Genomic DNA, 22,820 nt, shown 5'->3' on the forward strand with positions numbered 1-22,820 from the left:
CTGTCGAAGTTCCTGTAGCCCTCGGGGGCCTGATCCAGAGGCAGCTCGTGGCTGACGATGAACGAGGGGCTGGCCTTTCCGCCGGCGATGAGGTCCCGCAGGGCCCGGTTGTATTTTTTGACCGGGCATTGGCCCGAGCCCATCGTCTGTCCCTTGAACCAGTAGTTTCCGTAGTCGAAGGCGATTTTGCCCTGCTGCTCAAGTTTATAAACGACTGCCTTCACGGTTCGCTCTCTTCCTATGTCCACCCCGCGGCCGCGCACCTGCGCGCTGCAAGGCAAGCGTCACCCAGGAACGCGTGCGCCAGTCACGAGGGAGTGGGATATGTATAGGACCTCTGGGTACACCCAATGGGGCGGGAGGCCCAAGGATATGAGGTGGCTGGCTGCCCCGGAAAACCCGATTTGCCAGCACCTGCGCGAAATAAGTACCTAAGGGCCTCAATGCTAAGCACCCTTAGTAAGAGATGTCGAGGGGAGTGGGGCCGAAACAATTTCGCAGAGTTCTACTTCAAGCTCATCCTTGCGGACATTTAGACCGGGTGGACAGTGTGCCGGACGGTGCAGAGCAGGTCCGCGAGATGGGTATTCCATGCCCTCGAGCAGGCACGACCGGTCTCTAGCACATTCCTAAAAGCCGGGCCGGTCGTGCGCCGATCACCCGAGTGGGAAAGAAGACGCACCCAACTGCACCCGATGAACAGAACGATGAACACGCCGGACCAGACCACTCTCCCAGCTCGTCAGGAGCTGGCCAACGATGGTACGGCTACTGTCCCAGTAGGAGACTGCCTGAGATTGTGACGCACACCAGGGAGACATCCTCTAAGTCGTCCATCCGGCTGAAAGGATCGAGCGGGTAACCAGCGACGACGCGTCTGCAGTATCCGCTCCGACCCGAAACGTGTGCGAACACGGACAACAACGCAAGCCATGTCGACCGCGACCATTGACGCACTGGGTTCTGCAAATCACACTATTCGTGTCGAACACAAACAGCCCTTACCCGGGGGGTGGATGTGCAGAACAAAGTCCGCGATCTCCGCATCGCAACCGGAATGTCGCAAGGGGAACTCGCCGCCGCCCTTAAGGTTTCGCGACAAACGATCCAATCCATAGAGGTTGGCCGCTACCTCCCCTCCCTTCCTCTGGCCATCACCATAGCCCGCTACTTCCGGCGCCCTGTGGAGGAAATATTTGATCCCTGCGGTGAACGGCCGTCATCTATGGACGAACGTCGGGCCTCGGTCCAAAAGTTCCCTGACGTGGACCGTGAAATGTAGCCGGCCCGGCCGGAGCCCGCTGATCCATGCGTTTGGCCGCAGCGGATATCACGATCAGATGCGCGTTTCTCTCAAACAACGAGCATCCGATCCAGAGCCCATAATGAAGACTCCGTCAATCGCCCGTTGCGGGCTTCTCGGTCTTAGTCGTTCTGCTCGTCCGCAAGGGCCCCGTCGCAGGAAGGAGCCTCGGCGGCTGGGCGTGGTGGGGCCAAGGTGACGGCCCAGCCCTGAGGGTTGGAGGAAAGCTGTCACGCGGATACCTACTGCCGCGATTTGAACAAAGATGCTGATGATGCCGACGCCTTTTGTGCCGAGTTGATGGCAGCCTCGACATCGGCGGCGTTGGCCAGCGCAACCCGCTTGGTATCGATGCCACGGGCAAAACGAGGGCCGGGGGGCACCTAGATCCTCAGAACGGGTGCAGTTCCAGTGGAAGGTTCAATTGACGAACCTGCGGATCAGGAGAGCGTACTATCGACGGCAATGATGGCTGAGCCCACTGCCATGAGGCACCAGACAGCGAGTCCAATTCGCTCAAACACCATCATCATGTGCCTTTCCGTCGCTAGTGTATCCGGCAGGACGCGGCGGATAACCGTTATTTGACGGGTCATGAAGCTTTTGGCCTGTAGTCGGGCGATAGCACGCCTGAAGATGAGACCGGTTGTGGCAATCAAAGCGATAACTAATGCCAGTTCCATCGAGATCTCTTTTCTAAAGATACTCAGGCTGCGAGTTGCCTCTGATGCGAATGCGTTCGCGTGCGAGGTGCCTGGTCCTGTTCGTGGATCAATCCGTAGGGGACGTCGGCGGTAAGCGCGACCGAGAAACGGCAGAAGTCATGGCGTGCGACCACAATGCCTAGTTTTCGGTCCATTGAGGCCCTGAACTTTGCCGTGGCCATTGCTCGGTCCAGTTCGAAGTTCCGCTCGCGAACAGTTTCCACAACGAAGTCCGCTATGAGCATGTCGTTCGTCATCCTGAAATTCTTTCTTCTTTGGTGTCCGCGCTGGCGGGCGGAGGACGCAAGGTTTCTGCGTTCGCTGTGCCCGTACGAGGGGCTGGTGAAGCGGGAGCATCCAGCCATTGGTTTGGCTGGATGCTCCCTTAACGCTCAGTCTGGGCTGCTGTTACAGACGGACCGCTGCCGCCTGCTCGGACTGGCGGACCTTTCGGGTAATTCCAAGGCCCCGTGCGCCGATTTCATTGAGGTCTTCTTCTTTGAACCGGTTCGTCCACTCGACCTCGTAGTCTTCCTTGGGGAAGTCGGTGGGGCTTTCCCCCATGCGGAAGCGCTCAGCGACATCGGCGGCGTACTTGGCGTTCTTTTCGCACATGGGCGCGGCTGGGATGTAGATTACATTCCCCCAGCCCTTCTGGTTGGTCACCGGTTCGACGCTGTGGATGACATCCGAGTGCCACCAGACGGAGTCGCCGGGCCTGACGTCCGGAATGCCCGAGACGGCGTCCATGAGAAGGGGGTGCCACTTCTCGTCGACGCCCAGGGCCTTGCCCTGTTCGGCGCCGCAGAGGGAATCTTCGGGTACATCCGAGAGCAGAGGGCGAATCAGCATGTAAGCCATTGCCGCCGGAATGGGAACTACGTGGAGCACGCCCTGGTCGTGTTCCATCTCAGACATGGCCAGCCAACCTTGGAAGCTGCGGAAGACACTGCACATGGTGGACGAAGGATATTCGTCCACCTCGGTGCGGTGTGCGGCATCCCACGGATTGTAGGATTCGAAATCGCCGCTGAAGAGGCTGGCAAACACCTGCTGGTACGCCGGCGTGAGCCAGCGTTCCACGGAACCTGAGTCGGTGTGGGCGCCGAGGCCGTTCGAGTTGGCTCCCGGCGGGCGGCGGCGAATGCGGTCCGGGTACATGGCATCCTGGTCCGGGTCGAACCATGTCACGCCCTGCGATTCACTCTTCCACTGTGCGTTCATGAAGCTTTGAACCTTGGCGGTGTGCTCGTGCTGCCGCGCTTCCATCTGGGCCGAGGACCAATAAATGGGGTAGATCTCCGGTTTTGACGCCTTCAGGTTCCCGAAGAAGTTGTCCGCTGGACCCCGGTACTTCTTGTCGAAGTCATTGCTGTCGACGTAGTCAACAAGGGACTCATCCCACCCGGTGGCGGTTTCCTCGGACACCTGGCCGCGGATGACTGCGCACCCGCGGCGGTGGATTAGGTCGAGGGTTTCCTGGGGAACTGTGCAGTTTTCGATGTCGGAGTACTGGACGATGGGCCAGACGCTTTCCCCGCGCGCCTTTGTCTGGACGATGTCGTCCACTTCGGCGCGGATGAAGGTTTCGATCTTCGCGAACAGCGCGTCGACGTCGCCGATCTGTGCGCGGAGTTTCTTCTTGACTGCCTTGATCGCTGCTGGGTAGTCCGCCGGTGGATTTTCCCAGCTGGTCTGCTCGGTCTCAGTCATGCCTTTTCTTCCTTAAGTGGTTTCCGACATTCAGTAATGAATCCTTACTGAAAGAGTATGGATCAACTGTAACCCCAAAGGTATGATTCAGTAAAGAACCCTAACTGGAAAGATTTTCGAATGGTGACAGTCCAAGATTTGCCCCGGCACGGGATGCTTGCATCCATCACAGAGAGTCAGTTTCTTGCTGTGCTCGCCGCTGCGCCGGAGCCACTGTCCCGCGCCGAAATCGCTGACCTTACCGGCATTTCAAAGCCTGCGATCTCCGAAGCTGCCAAGAGGCTGACGGAACACAAAGTGATCTCGTCGACCGGAACGAGGCGCGGGGGCAGAGGTGGTGTTGCCACGCTCTTTGAAATCAACGGGCAGCGGGCCCACTCCGTTGCGCTGGCGCTGGCGCCGCGGAAAATCGCCGCACGCGCCTTCGGCATCGACGGAACACCCGTTTTCGACGGAGAACGTGACGTCGACTGGGACATCGGTCCGGGGGATGTCATCGCCATTGCCAAGGGCCTGCTGGCGGACGCTTCCGCGGAGGCCAAGTCCCCGCTGGAGGCCCTCTGTGTCTCGGTAGCCAACCCTGTCGATCCCAAGACCGGCGACACGGTCTCGTTGGAAAACTCAGCCTTTGCCGCGGGGCGCTTCAACGCTGTGCAGGAGCTCGGCATTCGTGCACCCAGCATCGTCGTGGACAACGACGTGAACTGGGCGACTCTTGCCGAGCGGCACCTGGGAGCCATGGTCGGAGAAGACAACTTCGTCTATGTCTATATGGGGGACGGGCTGGGTGCCGGTTTGTTCCTGGGCGGGGCCCTGCAGCGCGGGCACCGCGGCCTGGCGGGGGAAATCGGCTATCTTCGTGACCTAGATGGTCAGGATCTTACCCAGGGACTCGCCTCCCACGGTTTCGGTCGCCGTTCATCCTATGGGTTGGACTCCGGAGCCGTAAGCGGGTTCCCGGCCACACTCCCGATGGCCGAACTCAAGCACGCCATGCACCGAGTCGCTCATCACGTGGCCAACATCGTGACTCTCCTCAATCCCCGTGCAGTCGTATTAGGGGGTCCCCTCACCGCACAGGAGGCCGTACCCCGACTCATCAAGGAAGAGGTGGCGCAGTTGGTTGTCTCTCCTGTCGAGGTGACGGTCGGAAGCTTTGCACCTCTGGACGGGGCCGGTTACGAGGCTCAACGGCTTGCTCGGCGTGCCTTCGGTTTTTGATAAAAGTGAGGATGGAAGAAGTGTCGTCGGAGTCTGGTCAGGCGAAGCAAGCAGCCAGGTTGGGTCAGGGCGGGGATACCTTCCCGGCTTGGATCCGTGAGGTTGACGTGCTCCTTCCGGTGGCACGACAGATGGTCCTGACAGGGAACATAGAGGACTTCCACGTGGCCACATGCAACGGCCGGGACAGCCTGATGACCGCGGCGGAGCTGGTCATCTCCTGTTGCGATGTCAACGGCTTCGACTTCATCTACTCCTACGACCCGGTCGATGGAATTTCCCTGGAGTTCGAGCGGACCGAAGGTGCTGCCGAGAAGTTTTTCGGCCCGTCTCATTTGGAGCGCTCGACCTCGGCGACACTGGGGAAGATGGCGGACCTGATGCGCAAAGCCATGCTGGGCGATGAACACCGCGTGGCGATACTGATGAAATTCGCGTCAAGGATGTGGCGGGACGAACTGCACGCCGGGCCCGACCTCAGGGTCCTTTTCACCCTGGCCGAGAAACTTGCTCATACTGAGCCGGCCCAAAACGCGCCCCGGTGCCGGTCTGCCAGTATCGCCAGCACGGTCTTTTGGTTTGCGGGACAGGACGTTGCAGCTCCGCGGTGGCTCACTTACGGGGACGCTGTCAGGACAATCAGTGTCCCCCCACCGGAACTTGCCACCCGGCGCGCGGCAGCAGCGGCACTCTTGCCCGGCCTGCAGGGCTATGGAGACCTGCCAAAGGAACAGGCAGCCGTAGCGGTCAATACCTTCGCCCGCCTGTCCGACGGAATGACGTTGCGGGATTTGGACCATATTCTTCAGCTCGCGGTCACCGAGGACGTACCGGCAACGGATATTGATGTAGCCATCCGCAGCCTCCGCTTCGGTGTTTCTGACAGCCCATGGAGGGATGCCGAGCTGTTAGGGAGAATCGCCGGGGGAGAACCGCAGGTCAGTTCACGCGTCCTCGGTCAGCCGGCAGCGGTAAGGCGATCGCTGGATGTGCTCGTCCGCGCGGCTACGGGGCTCACCGGTGCCCATGCCGGCACCGGAACCGTCAATCGGCCCCAGGGCATCCTGTTCTTCGCCGGACCCACAGGCGTGGGGAAGACCGAGCTGGCCAAGGCGCTGGCGGAACTGCTGTTCGGTGTGGACGACGCGTACACCCGCTTTGATATGAGCGAGTTCTCGGCTGAACATTCTGAGGCCCGCCTGATCGGCGCACCGCCGGGTTATGTGGGTTTCGGCGCCGGAGGGGAGTTGACGAACGCCGTCCGGCAAAAGCCGTTCTCCATCCTTCTGTTCGACGAAATCGAGAAAGCCCATCCGCGGATCCTGGACAAGTTCCTCCAGATCCTCGAGGATGGGCGCCTGACGGACGGCGCGGGGGACACGGTGTATTTCAGCGAAACCGTGATCATCTTCACTTCCAATCTTGGCACCTACAGGCCGGCAGGGGCGGAAACAAACACTCGGGTCGCCCGCCGGGGCGACCCATACGAGATCACACGCGACCGGGTGCATGAGGCGATCACGCACCACTTCACGGAGGAACTGCAGCGCCCCGAAATCCTGAACCGCATCGGGAACAACATTGTCGTTTTTGATTTCATCTCGGAACCAGTGGCACAGCAACTGGCAACCAAATACATTGACGGAGTCTTGCGCACGGTCCGGGCAGGGTTCGGGCTTACCCTTTCGCTGGCCCCGGCTGTGACACAGACGATCACCGAATCTGCTCTGGAAAATCTGGATTTTGGAGGCCGGGGGGTGAGTTCAGCGGTCGAAGCAACCTTCGTCAACCCACTGGCGCGCGCTTTGTCGCAGCTGCCGACAGGACTGAAAGGGGTTACGGTCACCGGGCTGCAGGACGGGCCGCGGGGGTGGGAGCTGACCTTGGCCTAGTGCCGCGAAGGGGAGTGTTTCCTTCGCGCTCAAACTAGTTGACGACGGACCGCAACGCTTCCGCGACCAGATCGTGGTCCGCTTGTTGCGGCAGACCGGAGACCGTCACAGCTGCCACGACTCCAGTTCCTCTGACGTGAATTGGAAAGGCGCCCCCGTGGGATGCGAAGAGTTTCTCGTCGAACCAGCCGTTGTCTTCGAGCCGTCCGCCGCCAACCCTACCGCGAAGGCCCACCAGCAGGGAAGGTTCACAGTAGCGGAGCGCGGTTCTGCTTTTCCGCTCTATCCAGGTCTCGTTATCCGGGGTCGCCCCGGGAAGGGAAGCGTGAAAGAGAATGTGCTGTTCCCTGCGTATGTTGATGGCGATTGGCAGAGCCCGAGATATCCCGAGGTTGACCAGCAGAAGGCCAAGGGCGATGGCATCCTCCTGCCCAAACCTGCTGAACCGCAGGGCCCGCGTTTCATTTTCCAGCCGCTGGATTGTTGCCAGGAGTACTGGCTCGGGCTGCTCGCCACGAAAGTCCGGATCAAATTTCTGCACAGAGGTGGCCGGGGGAGCAGTGTGTGATGCGTTCACGGGTGGAATCTTTCGCGGAGGGGCGCCCGGGATTCCACCCGCCAGGGTGGAATCAGTTGCGCGTGCGCCAGGTGGCTGTGGAGGATCTGATCTTTAGTTGCGGTTCAATAAGTTCGACTTGGGGTGGTGTGTCCGCGTTCTCCTCACCCAAGCGGGCGAGAAGCATTTGAATGCCCTTGGTACCCACCTGCTGAGGGAACCCGGCCACCGAGGTCATTGGGGGGCTCTGGGTTGCAGCGATACGCGTGTCATCAAAAGAGGCGACCGCGATGTCACGGCCAGGCTCGAGCCCCCGATGGCGCATCTCGTCGTAGACGCCTTGGGCGACAATGTCGCTGTAGGCAACAACGGCGTCTGGAAGGTTACCCTGGTCGAAGAGCCGTCCGAGTGCCGTGGCACCGCCTTCGGGACTGACGGTGCTGCGGAGTTCTTCCCGGCTCCAGAGCTCTGCGTGATGTGCATCCAGTGCGCTGCGCAGGCCCTTTTCACGTTCCAGGAAAGAGGGGGCAGTGCGGCCACCCACAAAGGCGACGGTCTTGCATCCCAGCGCCGCGAGGTGGTCCGCGAGCATGCCCGCGCCTTTGACGTTGTCGCTGCCGGCGTAGTCGAAACCGGGAAAATGCCTGGCGAGGAGGACGATGGGAACGTTGGCGGCGTTGGCCTGTTTGGTCAGGCTCCCGGGGTCTGTGTCCAGGGCAGGAAGGATGAGGAGCCCGTCTACCTGACGTTCGATCATTGACGCGACTATTTCCTGTTGCCGGTCTTCGAGGTCGCGGCTGTAGCCGATGAAGATCGTGTAGCCGGCGTCGTGCGTGATCTGGTCCACCGCCATCGCCAGTTCGGCGAAGTAGGGGTTGATGATTTCGGTAACGATCAGCCCGATGGTCATGGTCCTGCTTTGGCGGAGGTTGGCTGCCTGCCGGTTGTACACGTACCCGAGCTGGTCCATGGCTTCGCGTACTTTCACGGCGGTGGTTTCCGGGATGCGAGAGCTTCCCCTGATGACCAGCGACGCAGTTGAGCGGGAGACGCCGGCAGCCTTGCTCACGTCTTCGAGGGTGATGCGCGGGGCCATGCTGTGTTCCTGCCGGTGAGTCGATAGGCGGAGGGAAAGCCTCCGCCTATCGACTTTACCAATCAATGCAGCCGTGAAGCGGACAGCCGCTCTTAGGACTTGGCGTGGAGGGCGTCGCGGGGGTCTTCAAGGCTGCGGCCGCCTGTTTCCGGGGTGAAGAAGGTCGCGATGATGGTGATCACCGTCAACAGCGACAGGTAACCGGCGATGGGAAGCCACGCCCCGGTTCCTGCGTGCGGGACGGCGGACCCGCCTTCGGCGGTGACAGCCAGTGACATCAGCCATGCTCCGATCATCGGAGCGATGCCGCCGGCGATGACGGCGGAGCCTTCCCGGGCCACAGAGACGCCCAGGTAACGCTGGCGGGAGCCGAAGAGCTCGCACATGAGGGCGCTTTGGGAGCCGAACATGCCCCACGTGCCGACGCCCAGTCCGATGGACACGACGACAATGGTCAGTACGGTGTCGCCGAAGCTGAGCGCATACCAGACGGGGAATGCCGCAGCCAGTTGGAAGAAGGCGAAGGCCCGGTAGGTCCGGACGCGACCGAACCTGTCGGTGAGCCATCCGGCCAGTGGCACGACGGCGGCACCCACCGCGGCCGCAAACACCAGGGACAGTGCGCCGATGGGGCCTTTGATGCCGATGGCGGCGCTGGAAACGTACGCGACGGCGAGGGCCTGGTAGATGGAGGAGCCGCCGTTTTCGGCCATCCGCAGCCCAATGCCCACCAGGACGGTCTTGCCCGAGCGCTTCAGCAGGGTGCGCAGCGGCTTTTCGGTGACCTGTTCGTGCGGCTCCAGCTGCGCGAACGTCGGGGACTCCTTCAGGCGCAGGCGGATGTAGATGGCGACGCCCAGGATCAGCACGCTCGCCAGGAACGGGACGCGCCAGAGCCAGGTTTCAGTGATTTTGACGGCTTGGTTCGTGTTCAGCAGCAGGAAGTACACCAGGGCGGCGGCCACGGTGCCCATCTGGACGCCGAGGAACGGCAGGGCTGCGATGAACCCTCGGCGGCGGACCGGAGCGTATTCGGTCATCAGGATGGAGGCGCCCGCCATTTCGGCGCCGGCGCCGAGCCCCTGCATGAGGCGCAGGACGATCAGGAGGACGGGTGCGAAGATTCCGGCGCCGGCGCCGTACCAGTCACCTTCTGAGCCGTTGTAGGTGGGCAGCACACCGATCAGGGTGCTGGCGCCGCCCATCAGGAGGACGGTGGTGAGCAGCACGAATTTGCGGCCAAGGCGGTCTCCCAGCCGGCCGAAGATGATGCCGCCCAGGGGGCGGACGGCGAAGCCCAGGAAGTAGGTGCCGAAGCTGAGGATCAGTCCCGTGGCGGGGTTGCTGCCGGGGAAGAACAGGGGACTGAAGACGAGGGCCGAGGCGAGGCTGTACAGGGCAAAGTCGTAGTATTCCAAGGCACTGCCGAGGGAGCTCGCCCAGGCGGCCCTGGTCAGGTCGCGGGTGGAGACGGAACGCGTTTCGTCCGCCGGTGTCAGTGTTTGTTCGTGTTGGGGGTTCACAGGTTACCTGTCGTTTTGGGTTGAGTGTTTCTGGCCTGCTGCCTGTGTGCGGACTGCGGCCTTGGCGTCGGCAAGGATTTTGTCCGCGACGCGAAGGGCGTTGGCCGCGATGGTCAGGGCAGGGTTGAGGGCTGCGGACGAGGGGAAGAAGGAGCTGTCCACGACCCACAGGTTGTCCAGGTCATGGGCGCGGCATTCCGCGGTGAGGACGCTGGTGCGGGGATCATGGCCGGCCACAGCGGTGCCGCACTGGTGCGAGTTGGTCGCGATTCCCATCCGCTCGGTGAAAATCACCGGGTACCCGGCCTTCCGCACTGCTTTAGTGATGCGCCTGACCAGCTCCTTGTGGGGGCCGAGGTTGTTCGGTTCCCACCAGACGTGGATTTTGCCGTCGATGATGCTGATCCCGTTGTCGCGCCGGGGCAGGTCCTCGGTGGTGAGGTAGATGTCGATGCTGCGGTCCGACATGAGTTTCAGGAGGGGGCTGGGCGCCCAGCTGCGGGCCATCTTGAGCATGCTGGCCCGCAGTTTCCCGAGCATCTGCAGGTTCCCGAGCGGGTACCTGTTGGTGGGGCCGGCCTCATACCAGTCGTTCAGGCCCAGCGTTTTTTGCCAGAGGGTGCGGTTGATCTTGAAGGGGTTGATGCCGATGAAGAAGGTGCTGTTGTGCACCATGTAGTTCCGGCCGACCAGCCCGGTGGAGTTGGCCAGTCCGCGCGGGTTTTCAGCGTTCGCGGAACGCAGCAGCAGCGCGGCTGAATTGACGGCCCCGGCGGCGAGGATGAACTTGTCGGCCTCGATCCGGATGATCCGGTCGTTGTTTTCGGCGAGGGCGGCGATGACGGTGCGTCCGTCCGGGCCGGTAATGAGGCGGGTGACCTTGGTGTCGGTCATCAAGGTGACGTTTCCGCTCTCCAAAGCGGGGTCGACGGCGACCTTCTCGGCGTCGGCCTTCAGCCCTGCCTCGTTGGGGGCGCCGTCGCTGGTCGCGACCAGGGCCCGTTTTTCGGGTGTGTCCGCGTCCATGCCGTTGGCCATCCGGAAGGGGTGCAGTCCCTGCCGGCGGAATGAGTCGGCGAGGTCCTGGATGGCCGGTTCATGATCCAGAGCGGGATAGGGGTAGGCCTTCGAGTGCGGCGGTTCAGTGGGGTCCTCGCCGATTTGCCCGTGCACCTGGAAAAGTTCCTCGGCCCGGGTGTAGTACGGTTCCAGGTCGGCGTAGCTGAAGGGCCAGGCCGGTGAGGTTCCATCCTCGTGCTGAACTTCTTCGAAGTCGCTGGCGCGGAACCGGGGCAGGCAGGCGCCGTAGACCTTCGTGTTCCCGCCCACCCAGTAGTAGACACCGGGTTTGAACGAGGCGCCGGTGCGGCCGTTGAACCAGGTGTCGGCGTTCTTGTAGCGGCCTTTGATGTAGACCTCGTCCAGGTCGGCGTTCTGCGGTTCCGCCGGCAGGTGGTGGCCGCGTTCAACGACGAGAATCTTTGCCCCGGAATCCTTGAGGGCGTAGGCCATCGTTCCTCCGCCCATGCCCGAGCCGATGATGGCGACGTCGGTGCGGACCACTTCGTCAGGGGTTACCGGTTCTTCCGGGATGCGAGGCAGCGGTGCCTCGTTGATTGTTGCGTATGCCATGGCGCTCATTGGCTCCTGTGTGTTTCGTCGAACTGCTGAATCTGGTCGATGGTGTCGAGGAACCAGTAGTCACCCCACATAACCGATTCGTCAACGCCGAGGTTTTTGCCTTCGTGGTAGCTGCCGTGTTTGAGCACGCCCTCCCAGTCCTCCCCGGGGGAGGCCAGGAAGTCGTCCTCAGCCAGGCGGCAGAGGATCCTGACCGCGTAGTCGGCGTAGAAGGCGGCTTTCGTTCTGTCGTGGACAAGGCCGGCCAGCTGCCAGAGTCCGCCGGCCGCGGCCGCCGCGGCCGACGTCTCGTAGGGACGCGCAGGTGCGGGTTCTTCCCAGTCGTTCGGCGGGACGAGACGGTCCCCTGTCCTCTCAATGTAGAAGTCCGCGGCGGAGACCGCTGTTTCGAGGAAGCGGCGGTCCCCGGTAAAGCGGTAGACGGTGCCGAACCCGTAGAGTGCCCAGGCCTGTCCACGGGCCCAGGAACCGTCGTCGGCATACCCCTGCTGGGTGGTTTGCTTCAGGAACGCCCCGGTCTGGAGGTCGAACATGCCTTCGTGGGAAGCGGACCCGTCACCCCTGATCAGGTGGCGCCGGGTGGTCAGGCAGTGGTCCAGGGCTTTGGCAGCCATGTCCCGGTCGCCGGTCTGCTGGGCGGCGTAGAGGGCCATGTGGATGTTCATCATGATGTCGATGAACAGGCTGTCCGGCTGCCGGAAGCTGGGCATGTAGCGCCCGGCTTCACGGTAGCGGCTGGCTGTGGTCCGGCCTGCCTCCACGAGGACATCGCGCTTCGCGGTGTCTCCGGTCGCTTCAAACCAGCGCCGGTAGGTTGACCAGAACAGGAAGCCGAGGTCGTGGACCGTACCGTCGGTTTTCCGGTCCTCGATGAGCTCGGAGTAGTGCTCGGCCGCGGCCCGGAAATCCGCCCGGTCACCGGGGGCCGCCCGGCGGGAGAGCATCCACAGCTGGCCGCCGAGGAAGCCTTCGCACCAGTTGGTCCACGCCTCACCGTCGACCACCCATTTGCCGTCCTCGGTGTAGAGGGGAAAGCGGTCAGGGTGTGTGGCTGTGAGCTTGCCAAGCTTCGCGGCGGCAGTGGCCCAGGCCTTGGCTGCGGAGCGGTGAAACTCCGCCGGCACTTCATACTCTGCCGGCAGGGTCAGGGGCAGGATGGCAGGCAGGACCGTGCCGGCCTGCCGGCTCCCGGAAGCTGCTGAAGCGGTCATGGTGATGTCCTGCGCAGCGCAGTTTCAGCGGGCAGCGTCAGGCGCGTCCACCCAGCGGGTTTCGCGGGTGCCGACCTGGAGTTGGATGGTCTTCAGTTCGCTGAATTCGGCCAGAGCCTGGCGCCCGAGTTCGCGTCCGATGCCGCTTTGTCCGTATCCGCCGAAGGGAACCTCCGGGTAGCCGTCCATCCAGCGGTTGACCCAGACGGTTCCGGCGCGCAGGTCGCGGGCGGCGGTGAGGGCCTCGTTGATGTCGTTGCTCCAGATCCCTGCGGACAGGCCGAAGGAGGTCGAGTTGGCGATGCCGATGGCCTCCTCGAGGGTGTCGTAGGGCAGGACGGACAGGACCGGTCCGAAGATCTCGTCGGTGGCGATGGACATTTGGGCTGTGACCCCGGTGAAGACGGTCGGCTGGTAGAACCTGCCGCCGTCCAGACCGGTGTCGAGACGGTCGCCGCCAGTGAGCAGCTTCGCCCCCGCTTCGCGGCCTTCGGCGACGTAGCGTTCAACGACTGCCAGCTGGGCGTCGTTGACGAGGGATCCGACCAGGGTTTCGGACTTGAGCGGGTCGCCCACGCGCATGTGCTGTGCCCGGTCGACGACGGCGGCAGCGAACTCGTCGGCGATGGACCGGTGCACGATCAGCCGGCTGCCGGAATTGCAGCACTGCCCGACGTTGAAGTAGCCGCCAAAGACGCCGGCGTCGACCGCCGCGTGGAAGTCCGCGTTGGCGGTGATGATCTGCGGGTTCTTTCCGCCCAATTCCAGTTCGACCTTTTTCAGGTCCCGTCCGGCGGCCGCGGCAATACCCTTGCCGACGCCGGTAGAGCCGGTGAAGCTGATCATGTCGATGCCCGGGTGTTCGGCGATGGCCGCGCCGACGACCCGGTTGCCGGTGACGATGTTGACCACGCCGGCGGGGAACCCGGCTTCGCGGATCAACTGGCCGAGCATGACGGTGGTCGCAGAGGTGCTTTCGCTGGGCTTGATCACGGCGGTGTTGCCGGCGGCAAGGGCGAAGGGCAGCTTCTGGCTGATGATGAGCAGGGGGAAGTTCCACGGCGTGATCATGCCGATGACGCCGATGGGTTCGTGGACGACCAGGGCCAGGGTGTCCGGGCCGAGGGCGTTGTGGGCGTCGCCCTGGGTGTTGCGGGCCAGGCTGGCGGCGTATTCCCACAGTTCGGCGGTGCCGGCGACCTCATTGCGGGACTGGGTGATGGGCTTGCCCGTTTCAAGGGTTTCGGCGAGGGCCAGCTCTTCGGCGTCGCGGCGCACCAGCTCGGCGACCTTCAGCAGCAGCTTGGAGCGCTGGGAACCGGTGGACTGGCGCCATCCGGCGTCGAGGGCGCGGCGTGCGGAGCTGACGGCCCGGTCGACGTCCTCCTGGGTGCCTTTAGGGAAGGAAGTGACTTCCACCTCGTGGGCGGGGCTGAGGCGGGTGAACGTCTCACCGTCGCTCGCCTTGGCGTCTTCGCCGTCGATGATCATGGGGCGGTAGGTGAGTTCCACGTCCGCCAGGGTGTAGTTCTTGGTTTCCATTTCGGGGTGTCCTTAGTACGTGGTTGTTCTAGTTGTCGGTGAACTGGGCGGGGCGCTTGTCACGGAACGCCGCGACACCTTCCGCCAAATCGTCGGTAGCGGCGGCGAGACCTCCTGCCAGGGCCTCCAGCACCCGTGACGGGGCGCCGTCTGCAGCGGCGTCGATCAGCTGTTTGCCCAGCTGCACGGCCAGTGGTGCGCCGGCGAGCAGTTCCCCGGACAGCCGGTCGACGGTGTCGTCGAGCTCGGCCTTGGGCGCCACGGCGGTGGCCAGCCCCCAGGAAACGGCTTCATCGCCGGTGAGCTGCCGGCGGGTCAGGACGAGTTCCTTTGCCCTGGCCCTGCCGACCAGCTCCGTGGCGCGTTCGGTGCCGCCCCATCCAGGGACGGTGCCCAGACCTGTTTCCGGGAGCGCTATCTTTGCCTCGGCGGCGATGACGCGGAAATCACAGGCCAGCGCCAGTTCCAGGCCGCCGCCGAAAGCCAGTCCATCAATGACGGCGATGCTGGGCTGGCGCAGCCTGGCCAGGGCGTCGAAGGCCCGGTGCCCGGTGGCGATCCAGTCCCGCCACATTCCGGCGGCGGACAGGTCCGCGAAGTGGGTGATGTCTGCGCCGACGCAGAAGACTTTTTCACCGGCCGTGCGCACGATGACCAGCCGGGCCTTGGAGGCACTGACTTCCCGGAGCGCCGCGTCCAGGTCGTTCAGCAGTTTAAGGGTCAGGGCGTTCAGCTTGGACGCACGGTCGATCAGGACCGTGGCGGTATGACCGTCGGGAGAGTACTCGACGGTGACCTGGCCGAGATTCTGGTCGGTGGCGGTTGCGGTTCCGGTGCTCATGACTGGTCCTTACGCTGGCCGCCCTGCTTGCCACCCAGTTCGCCGGCAAGGTAATCCGCGGCCCGCATGACGACGGCCCAGATGGTCAGGGTCGGGTTGATGCCGGGGCAGCTGGGGAAGGCTGCACCGGAATACATGAACAGGTTGGGGGTGTCGTGTACGGCCAGGTGCTCGTCCAGGACCGTTCCTGCCGGGTCGTGGCCGAACCGTGCGCCGCCGAGGTCGTGGCTGGAGCCAACGCCGGTGAAGTACGGGCCTTGCCAGGTCTTGGTGGCACCCATGTCTTTCAGCAGCCCGGTGGCCTTGTCTGCCATCCAGGACGCCAGCCGGCGTTCGTTCTCGCGCAGCCGGTAGGTGACGCGCACCAGCGGCATGCCCAGTCCCGATGCGTCGCGGTGCCGCGGGTCGAGTTCGAGCCGGTGTGAGGCGTAGGGCAGCGCGTCGGGCTGGATCCGGATCACGCCTTGCTGCGACCAGAGCTTGAGGTGGTCGCGGTACTTGGCTCCCCAGCGCGGTACGTCCTGGGGCAGGGTTTCGCGGGCGATCTGCAGGGGCAGGGCCTGCTGTTCCGCGCCCAGGGTGGCGCCGCCGATGAAGCCGTGGTCGAGGGACCGGAACTCGGGGGAGAGGAAGTCATCGAGCACCACGCCCTGGGCGGCCGGTCCCGTGTGTCGGTTGAACTCGGTGCCGGGGAAGAGCGCGTCGACGTGGCCGAACATCTTGGTCATGTAGTGCAGGCCCAGCTGTCCGCTGTTGTTGCCCAGTCCGTTGTCGTGCTTTGAGTCGGCGGACACGTACATCAGGCGAAGGTTCTCGTACGTGTAGGCGGAGAGGATCACCGCGCGGGCGTACTGCCGGCGTACCCGGCCCAGCGGGTCGACCCATTCAACGCCGCGGGCTGCCCCGGAGTCGTCCATGATGATGCGGGTGACGCGGGAGTGGGTGCGCAGTTCGAAGTTGCCGGTGGCGATCGCGGCCGGGACGGGCCCGAGGCCCGGGTGCCAGCGGTCGCCGCGGAAGGAGCCCAGGCCGTTGTTCCAGGCGCTGTAGCCGGTGGCCGGGCGGCCGCCGTAGGATTCGGTGGTGAACCCGACCGGGACGGGGTGCGGGTGGAGTCCGGCGGCCTTCGTGGCTTCGGTGAACTTGTTGCCGAGGATGAACGGCCGGGTGGCGGGCAGCGGAAGGGGCTTGCTGCGCTTGACGAACGGGTTGGACTCGTCGCCGGCGATGCCGATCAGGTGTTCGAGTTTGGTGTAGAACGGTTCGAGCTGGTCATAGGTGACGGGCCAGTCCGCCAGGGTGCAGTCCTCGGGCAGGGACCCGGCCCCGTAGAGGTTGTCGTAGTGGCTCTTGGGCGCGAACTGCCACGGGTGGAACCGGCGCAGCCAGGACCCGTAGTGCCCGGCGGATCCGCCGACGCCGTTGACCATCCTGCCCAAGGAGAAGGTTGCTTCGCGGCTGTCTTCTTCCTCGGCTGTTTCGCGCCAGCGGGGGGTTTCCTGCTGGAATTTCGGACCGAGTCCGCCGCGGGTGTAGTAGGCGTGCTCGAGTTCGTCCGGGAGGAATTCATCCAGCGGCCGGAAGGGTCCGGCTTCCAGGCCCACCACGCTGAGGCCCGCCTCGGCGAAGACCTGGGCGCTGAGCCCGCCCATGGCGCCCACACCGACCAGCAGGACATCGACTTCGTCGGTCATCTGCGGGTTGACGGCATTTTCGTAGCCGAGCTGCTTGAGCTTGTGGCCCTCGGTGTCGCGCGGGATTTCCTGCATCGCATCGGCAAGGGTCTTGATGACCCCGCCCTTGGTGACGTGCTCGGTGCTGAGGTTTTCCTCGGCAGAGTTTTCCAGCCACACGCCGGGGTGCTTGAGGAACTTCCAGCCGACGGCGTCCTTGTTGCCGCCGTGCGCGGGGTCGGCGAAGAGGCCTTCCTGGGTGTGGGCGATCACCAGACCGAACAGGTCGCGCTGGTCCTTCACGGGCAGCTGGTCGCTGAGTTCACCCTGCTCCAGGAGCGCCAGGACGTCGGTGCGCTCTTCCAACGTCAGGGAGGCAAAGTTGCGTCCGTGCTTGTCCTCGGCGTAGCGGTCGAGGGCGCCGAAGAGCCACTGGTACTTGGGCAGGTCCTTGCGGCCGTACCCTTCGAGGGTCAGGTCGAGGTACTGGGTGACTCCTGCCTCGCGAACGTCCGGGCTCTGGCCGTCGGAAGGGAACATGGCCTCGAACAGGGCGTCGGCGAGGTCAGTTTCGTAGGGGGTCAGGATGCGGAAGCTTCTCATCGCGGTAGATCCTTTCGGTGCTTGGACCGGCGTCAGCGCGCGGCCAAGGAAGGGGTGCGCTGTTCGATCCGCTCGTGCAGCGGCAGCAAGGGGAGGGTGATGCCGGCAGGGGCGTCGGCGAAGAGGGCGAGGTCCATGGTCCGCAGGTCTTCGGCGACGATCAGCGGAAATTCGCTGCGGTCGAGGACGTCTTTCTGGAGGTCGACGCCGGGGGCGATTTCGGTGACGACGAGGCCGGCGGCGGTCAGGTCCAGCACCGCGCGTTCGGTGATGTACTTGACCTTTTGGCCCCGGGCCAGGGCGCGGGGACCGGAGAAGGTCACGGCCGAGACGTCGTTGACCAGTTTCGTGAACGGCCCGTCGGAGCGGATGTCCAGGCCGTTCTCGCCGACGGCGATGTCCCGCCGTCCCGCGGTGAAGGCGCCCATGAACACGATCTCCGGAGCGGATGAGGTGATGTCGGCGAAACCTCCGACGCCGGCGGTGACGTGGCGCTTTTTGGGCAGGTGGTGGACGTTGACGTTACCGTGCCGGTCGATCTCGAGGAAGGAGAGCAGTGAGCGGTTGAAGCCGCCGCCCTGCAGGAGGGTGAACTGGTCGATGCTGGGCATGATCGCGTCCGGGTTCTGGGAGCAGCCGAAGGCGAAGTCCAGCAGCGGGACGCCGCCCACGGCCCCTTGTTCGATGACCCAGCTGACCTCCCGGCCCTGGTTCTCTTCGACCAGGATGTGCGGTACGAGCGCGGAGACACCGAAGCCGAGATTGACGATTTCGCCGGCTTTGAGTTCCTGCGATGCCCGGCGGGCGGTGATCTTCTCGATCGAGAACGGGACGTGGGGCAGTGAGCTCAGCGGCTTGCGCAGCTGCCCGGAGATGGCGGGGTCGTTGGAGGTGAGTGTGGTTTGCAGCTGGTCTTCGGCGATGACGACTGCGTCGACGAGGATCCCGGGAACTTTCACGTGCTGGGGGTGCAGGCTGCCTGCTTCGGCGATGCGCTTGACCTGGGCGATAACGATCCCGCCGTTGTTGTGTGCGGCATAGGCCAGATCCAGGGCACCTAGTGGGGAGCCTTCGTCTTCGAAAGTCAGGTTGCCGAATTCGTCCGCGGTGGTGGCGCGGATCATGGCAACGTTCGGGACGACGGAGGGGAAGAACAGCCATTCCTGTCCTGCGACGGTGGCGGTTTCAACGTGGGCGGCAGGAGTGGTGTTGTTCATCCTGCCGCCCTGGAGGCGGGGATCGATGAAGGTGCCGACGCCGACCTGGGTGAAGACACCGGGCTGGCGGGCGGCAGCGGTGCGGTGCATCTGGTAGATGACGCCGGAGGGGAAATTGTAGGCTTCCACTTCTTCGGCCTCGATCATTTGCCAGATGCGGGGCGGTTCGGAGCTGGACGGACCGGACGGGTACGAACCTGCGATCACCTTGTGCAGCAGGCCGGGACGGGCAATGTGGTCGATGCCCTTGACGCCGTACATGTCACCTGCAGCGATCGGGTGCACGGAGGTGATGTTGGCCGGGTGGGCGGTTTCCTCAAAGCGCTGCCCGATACCGGCAAGGACGCTGTCGGGGCAACCGAGGGCGCTGGAGGAGCTGACGGTGATGACGTCATCGTCGTTGATGAGGTCCGCTGCTTCGCGGGCCGTGAGGAGCTGTACCTTCTGCATGGGGTTCTTTCTGGGTTAATTGATGTGGACGGTGCGTCCGGTAGTGGCTGATTCCTGGGCTGCGAGGGCGACCTTGAGTGCCATCAGGCCGTCCCGGCCGGTGGCGGTCGCGGTGCCGGTGCCTTCGACGGCCGCGGCGAAGGCGCGCAGGCCGATGACGTACAGGTCCTCGGAGCAGTCGACGTCGACATCGCGGATGCCGGCCTTGGTGGTCAGCAGGACCTGGCCCTTGGCGTCCTGGGTCATGGCGTCGATGACTTTGATGGTGCCTTCGGTGCCGTGGACTTCCAGGCAGGTGTCGGCGTAACCGACGGTAAAGGAGTCGTGGGTCTGGGCGAGGACAGGGGGCTTGCCCTCCCGCTCGTAGCGGATGACGGTCATGGCGGCGTCTTCCTGGCCGCCGGTGTTCCAGTCGGCCTGCTGCACTGCGACGGCCGTGACGGCCACGGGGTTGCCCAGGAGCGGGTTCAGGACGGATGCGTCGTGGCAGGTGATGTCCAGGATCACGCCGCTGCCGGGGGTGCTTTGCCCGAGCCGCCAGCCCCGCAGCCGCTGGGGGAGGAGCACTGCGTGGGCGACCTTGGCAGAGAGCACTGTTCCGATGGCGCCGTCGGCGACGAGGTCGCGGACCTTGGCGTGCAGCGGGCTTCCGGGCAGGTGGTGGTTGGCGGCCAGGACCAGTCCGAGCTCGTCGGCCTGTTCCACCATGGCTTCGGCCTCGCGGGAGTCCAGTGCCAGTGGTTTCTCGCACAGCACGTGCTTTCCTGCGCGCAGTGCCCGGCAGGCCTGGTCGAAGTGCTTGTCGTTGGTGGATGAAATGTAGACGGCGTCAATGTCCCATCCAAGCAGTTCATCGAGGTCGGTGGTCGCGAAATGCAGTCCGTGGTGCGCGGCGAATTCATCGGCCCGCCCGGCTGAGCCGCTCACGACGCCCTCGACGTGGCCTCCACTGGCGCGAATGGCATCGATGACTCGTGTTGCGGCAATGTCGCTGGCGCCGATGAGGCCCCATTTAAGTGCTGGCATGGTGTTTCTCCTAATTTCGTGGTCGCCATTGGGCGGTGGAGGCGCGGACCTTCAGCGCCGGTTCGATAAGGGATCGCTGCGGGGGCAGGGTGGAGTCCCTGATCCGGTTCAGCAGCAGCTGCGCCGCCCGCTGGCCGATAAGTTCCGGAAACGTGGATACGGACGTCAGCGGGGGCAGCAGGAGTTCCGCCATGGCAATATCGTCGAAGCTTGCCACCGACACGTCGCGGCCTGGTTCCAGGTTCCTGCGGCGCAGCTCGGCGTAGATGCCCAGTGCGACGGCGTCACTGTAGGCGATGATGCAGTCGGGCCAGATCCCCTGATCAAGGATCTGCGAGATTCCGTCGGAGCCGCCGGCGGCGTTGTTGGTCGTTGCTGCGGACAGTGTCGGGTCAAAAGCCACGCCGCTTCCGGCGAAGCCGGTTTCCAGGCCCTTGATCCGTTCGTGCCGGGCGGATGAGTGTTCAGGGCCGCCCACGAGCAAAGCAGACGCAACGCCCAGGGAGGTCAGGTGCTGGGCCAGCTGCTGGCCGGCGGCGATGTTGTCAGGGCCGACGTAGTCGAGCTCTTCCGAGAAATATCGGGCCAGTTGCAGAACGGGCACGGCTGAACGGTCGATGATTCCGCACACCGGCGTCAGTTCGGACCCGGTCGCCGGCAGCAGGAAGATGCCGTCGACCTGCTGCTGGACCATGGTCTCCAATTGGACGTACTGACGCTCAACATCGTCGCGGCTGTATCCGACGAAGAGGGTGTAGCCGGCCTCGTGGGCGGCCTCCTCGATGGTCATGGTCAGGCCCGCGAAGTAGGGGTTGCGGATGTCGGTGACGATCAGCCCGAGGGTCATGGACTCGCTGCGCCGCATGTTGGCCGCGTGCCGGTTGTAGACGTACCCGAGCTCCGCCATTGCGAGCCTCACCCGGTCTGCCGTGGCCTCTGGGATGCGGGGACTGCCGCGGAGAACCAGCGAAGCGGTAGATCGTGATACTCCCGATGCCTTGCTGACATCATCAAGGGTTATCTTTTTCATGGCTGTCCACCTCCTCGCGGTAGTTCGTGAACCATTTCTACCACGTTGAAACGCCGAATGCTAGACCGATCTACTAGTTGTCTACCATTGGTTATCCGCTAAAAAACGCCAAAGTCACGTATGTGAGCATGACGCATGACCTCTGGTTCTCCCGGCCGACCGTCTTCTGTAGAAAAGTTATTGCATCGATCTACCAGATTATGTAATCTAAACCACAACGCAGGCTGAAGCCGGCTCTGACCGGCGTCTGACAACCCAAAGGAGAGTAGTCATGCGTGTACAGAACAAACTCAAGATCTCGATGGCCGTCGCGGCCGCAGCAAGCCTCATGACCGTCACCGGATGTTCCGCCAACCAGCCCGCCGGCAGCTCCACCGGGGGCAGCGGCACAGACAAGCTGGAGATCACGTCCTGGTGGACTTCCGGTTCCGAGGCCGACGCCCTGAACGTGCTGATTGATGGCGTGAAGAAGACCTCACCCGGCCTGTCAGTTGACAACGCTGCAGTCTCCGGCGGCGGCGGTGCGAACGCCCGGCAGGCGCTGGCAGCCCGGTTGCAGGCCGGCAGCCCGCCGGATTCCTGGCAGCTGCACCCGGCGGGACAGCTGAAGAGCTACGTCGACGGCGGCCAGGTCGCTGATCTGACGGATTTGTGGACCCAAAACGACTGGGCGTCCAAGCTACCTAAGGACGTGGCCGAAGCCCAGCAGGTCAATGGCAAGTACTACACCGTCCCCATCGGAGTGCACCGCGGCAACGTGCTGTGGACCAACCCCGCTGTCCTGTCAAAGGCCAACGTCAAGATCGACCCGGCCTCCGGGGTCGACGGATTGATCACCGCCCTCAAACAGGTCCAGGCCTCCGGCACCACCCCGGTCTGCCTCGGAGACAAGGACATTTTCGCCTCCGCCGAGCTTCTGGAATCCATCATCATGTCCCGGACGGGGGCGGAGAACTACAAGAAGCTGTTCACCAACGAATACTCCTTCGACGCCCCCGAGATGAAGCAGGCCCTGGAGGACTACAAGACCATCTTGTCCCTCTCCAACAAGGACCACTCCGCCATCACCTGGGACGAGGCCGTGAAGAAGATGGCCAACGGCAGCTGCGCCGTCAGCCTGATGGGTGACTGGGCCTACGGCGAACTGCTCAACGCCAAGAAAACACCCGGTAAGGATTTCGCCTGGGTGACCTTCCCCGGCAAGGAAGACATCTTCGACTACGTCGGCGACGGATTCTCGATCCCCGCAAACAACATTCCGCACGCGGACGCAGCGAAGGCCTGGCTGACGACCCTCATGGATCCGAAGATCCAGACCGAGTTCGCAGCCAAGAAGGGCTCCATCCCCGCCGTCACCAACGCTGACATTTCCACGCTGTCCCAGTACCAGCAGGAAGCCGCCAAGAGCTTCGCCAAAGCCTCGGTTGTTTCGTCTCTGGCCCACGGACAGGTCACAACCGCCGAGTTCGCCCAGACCTACGCCGATGCCGTCTCCACCTTCAACGGCAGCGGCAACATCGACGCGTTCATGGCCAGCATGACGCAGGCCCAGAAGACCCAGCTGAAGTAGCCGGTCAG

17 protein-coding genes and 1 pseudogene are annotated in these 22,820 nt (G+C 63.7%); 4 read left to right on the forward strand and 14 right to left on the reverse strand.

Features of this window, described 5'->3' with window-relative positions; translation table 11 throughout:
* A pseudogene (locus ACFVTE_RS21095) lies at positions 1–224 on the reverse strand (aldehyde dehydrogenase); the annotation flags it as partial.
* 794 nt (positions 225–1,018) lie between these two features.
* On the opposite strand from ACFVTE_RS21095, the gene ACFVTE_RS21100 reads away from it, so the two are divergent.
* Positions 1,019–1,282, forward strand: coding sequence for a helix-turn-helix transcriptional regulator (locus ACFVTE_RS21100; protein WP_387103943.1), 264 nt, complete (start codon positions 1,019–1,021; stop codon positions 1,280–1,282).
* A 461-nt stretch (positions 1,283–1,743) separates the two neighbouring features.
* Here the strand turns inward: ACFVTE_RS21100 and ACFVTE_RS21105 are convergent, their stop codons facing one another.
* Complete coding sequence (locus tag ACFVTE_RS21105; protein ID WP_387103946.1) at positions 1,744–1,986, reverse strand: hypothetical protein; 243 nt, start codon at positions 1,984–1,986, stop codon at positions 1,744–1,746.
* Between the two features lie 429 nt (positions 1,987–2,415).
* Positions 2,416–3,720, reverse strand: coding sequence for a DUF1479 domain-containing protein (locus ACFVTE_RS21110; RefSeq protein WP_387103947.1), 1,305 nt, complete (start codon positions 3,718–3,720; stop codon positions 2,416–2,418).
* A gap of 153 nt (positions 3,721–3,873) precedes the next feature.
* Here ACFVTE_RS21110 and ACFVTE_RS21115 point away from each other — a divergent pair, with 153 nt between their 5' ends.
* Complete coding sequence (locus ACFVTE_RS21115) at positions 3,874–4,941, forward strand: ROK family protein (RefSeq protein WP_387103950.1); 1,068 nt, start codon at positions 3,874–3,876, stop codon at positions 4,939–4,941.
* Positions 4,942–4,952: 11 nt separating this feature from the next.
* Positions 4,953–6,833 carry an AAA family ATPase gene (locus ACFVTE_RS21120; RefSeq protein ID WP_387103953.1) on the forward strand — a complete coding sequence of 627 codons (1,881 nt, stop codon included), beginning with the start codon at positions 4,953–4,955 and terminating at the stop codon, positions 6,831–6,833.
* 34 nt (positions 6,834–6,867) lie between these two features.
* Here the strand turns inward: ACFVTE_RS21120 and ACFVTE_RS21125 are convergent, their stop codons facing one another.
* The 11 genes from ACFVTE_RS21125 to ACFVTE_RS21175 all read right to left on the reverse strand — a co-directional run bounded on the left by ACFVTE_RS21125 (position 6,868) and on the right by ACFVTE_RS21175 (position 21,242).
* A complete protein-coding gene (locus ACFVTE_RS21125; RefSeq protein WP_387103955.1) occupies positions 6,868–7,410 on the reverse strand; it encodes a heme-degrading domain-containing protein in 543 nt (180 codons plus the stop codon).
* Between the two features lie 52 nt (positions 7,411–7,462).
* Positions 7,463–8,485, reverse strand: a complete 1,023-nt coding sequence (locus ACFVTE_RS21130; RefSeq protein WP_387103957.1) for a LacI family DNA-binding transcriptional regulator — start codon at positions 8,483–8,485, stop codon at positions 7,463–7,465.
* Positions 8,486–8,577: 92 nt separating this feature from the next.
* On the reverse strand, positions 8,578–10,008 hold the full coding sequence (locus tag ACFVTE_RS21135) for an MFS transporter (RefSeq protein WP_387103960.1): 1,431 nt from the start codon (positions 10,006–10,008) through the stop codon (positions 8,578–8,580).
* Between the two features lie 3 nt (positions 10,009–10,011).
* Positions 10,012–11,640, reverse strand: a complete 1,629-nt coding sequence (locus tag ACFVTE_RS21140; RefSeq protein ID WP_387103963.1) for a GMC oxidoreductase — start codon at positions 11,638–11,640, stop codon at positions 10,012–10,014.
* Between the two features lie 5 nt (positions 11,641–11,645).
* The gene (locus tag ACFVTE_RS21145; protein WP_387103965.1) at positions 11,646–12,860 is read right to left on the reverse strand and encodes a glycoside hydrolase family 88 protein; all 1,215 of its coding nucleotides are present in this window, start codon (positions 12,858–12,860) and stop codon (positions 11,646–11,648) included.
* 24 nt (positions 12,861–12,884) lie between these two features.
* Positions 12,885–14,402, reverse strand: coding sequence for an aldehyde dehydrogenase family protein (locus ACFVTE_RS21150; protein ID WP_387103966.1), 1,518 nt, complete (start codon positions 14,400–14,402; stop codon positions 12,885–12,887).
* A 28-nt stretch (positions 14,403–14,430) separates the two neighbouring features.
* Positions 14,431–15,243, reverse strand: coding sequence for an enoyl-CoA hydratase/isomerase family protein (locus ACFVTE_RS21155; protein ID WP_387103969.1), 813 nt, complete (start codon positions 15,241–15,243; stop codon positions 14,431–14,433).
* Positions 15,240–17,519: a gluconate 2-dehydrogenase subunit 3 family protein gene (locus ACFVTE_RS21160; RefSeq protein WP_387103972.1), complete on the reverse strand. Its 2,280-nt coding sequence runs from the start codon at positions 17,517–17,519 to the stop codon at positions 15,240–15,242. The genes ACFVTE_RS21155 and ACFVTE_RS21160 overlap by 4 nt, the downstream gene beginning before the upstream one ends.
* Positions 17,520–17,551: 32 nt before the next feature.
* Positions 17,552–19,186 (reverse strand): acyl CoA:acetate/3-ketoacid CoA transferase, encoded by a 1,635-nt coding sequence (locus ACFVTE_RS21165; protein ID WP_387103974.1) that lies wholly within the window; start codon positions 19,184–19,186, stop codon positions 17,552–17,554.
* A 15-nt stretch (positions 19,187–19,201) separates the two neighbouring features.
* Positions 19,202–20,212, reverse strand: a complete 1,011-nt coding sequence (locus ACFVTE_RS21170) for a Gfo/Idh/MocA family protein (RefSeq protein WP_387103976.1) — start codon at positions 20,210–20,212, stop codon at positions 19,202–19,204.
* Between the two features lie 10 nt (positions 20,213–20,222).
* Complete coding sequence (locus tag ACFVTE_RS21175) at positions 20,223–21,242, reverse strand: LacI family DNA-binding transcriptional regulator (RefSeq protein WP_387103978.1); 1,020 nt, start codon at positions 21,240–21,242, stop codon at positions 20,223–20,225.
* A 271-nt stretch (positions 21,243–21,513) separates the two neighbouring features.
* Between ACFVTE_RS21175 and ACFVTE_RS21180 the strand changes: the two genes are divergently transcribed.
* Positions 21,514–22,812 (forward strand): ABC transporter substrate-binding protein, encoded by a 1,299-nt coding sequence (locus ACFVTE_RS21180; protein ID WP_387103980.1) that lies wholly within the window; start codon positions 21,514–21,516, stop codon positions 22,810–22,812.
* Positions 22,813–22,820 lie beyond the last annotated feature (8 nt).

The organism is Arthrobacter sp. NPDC058097 (genome assembly GCF_042884885.1).
GTDB lineage: Bacteria > Actinomycetota > Actinomycetes > Actinomycetales > Micrococcaceae > Arthrobacter.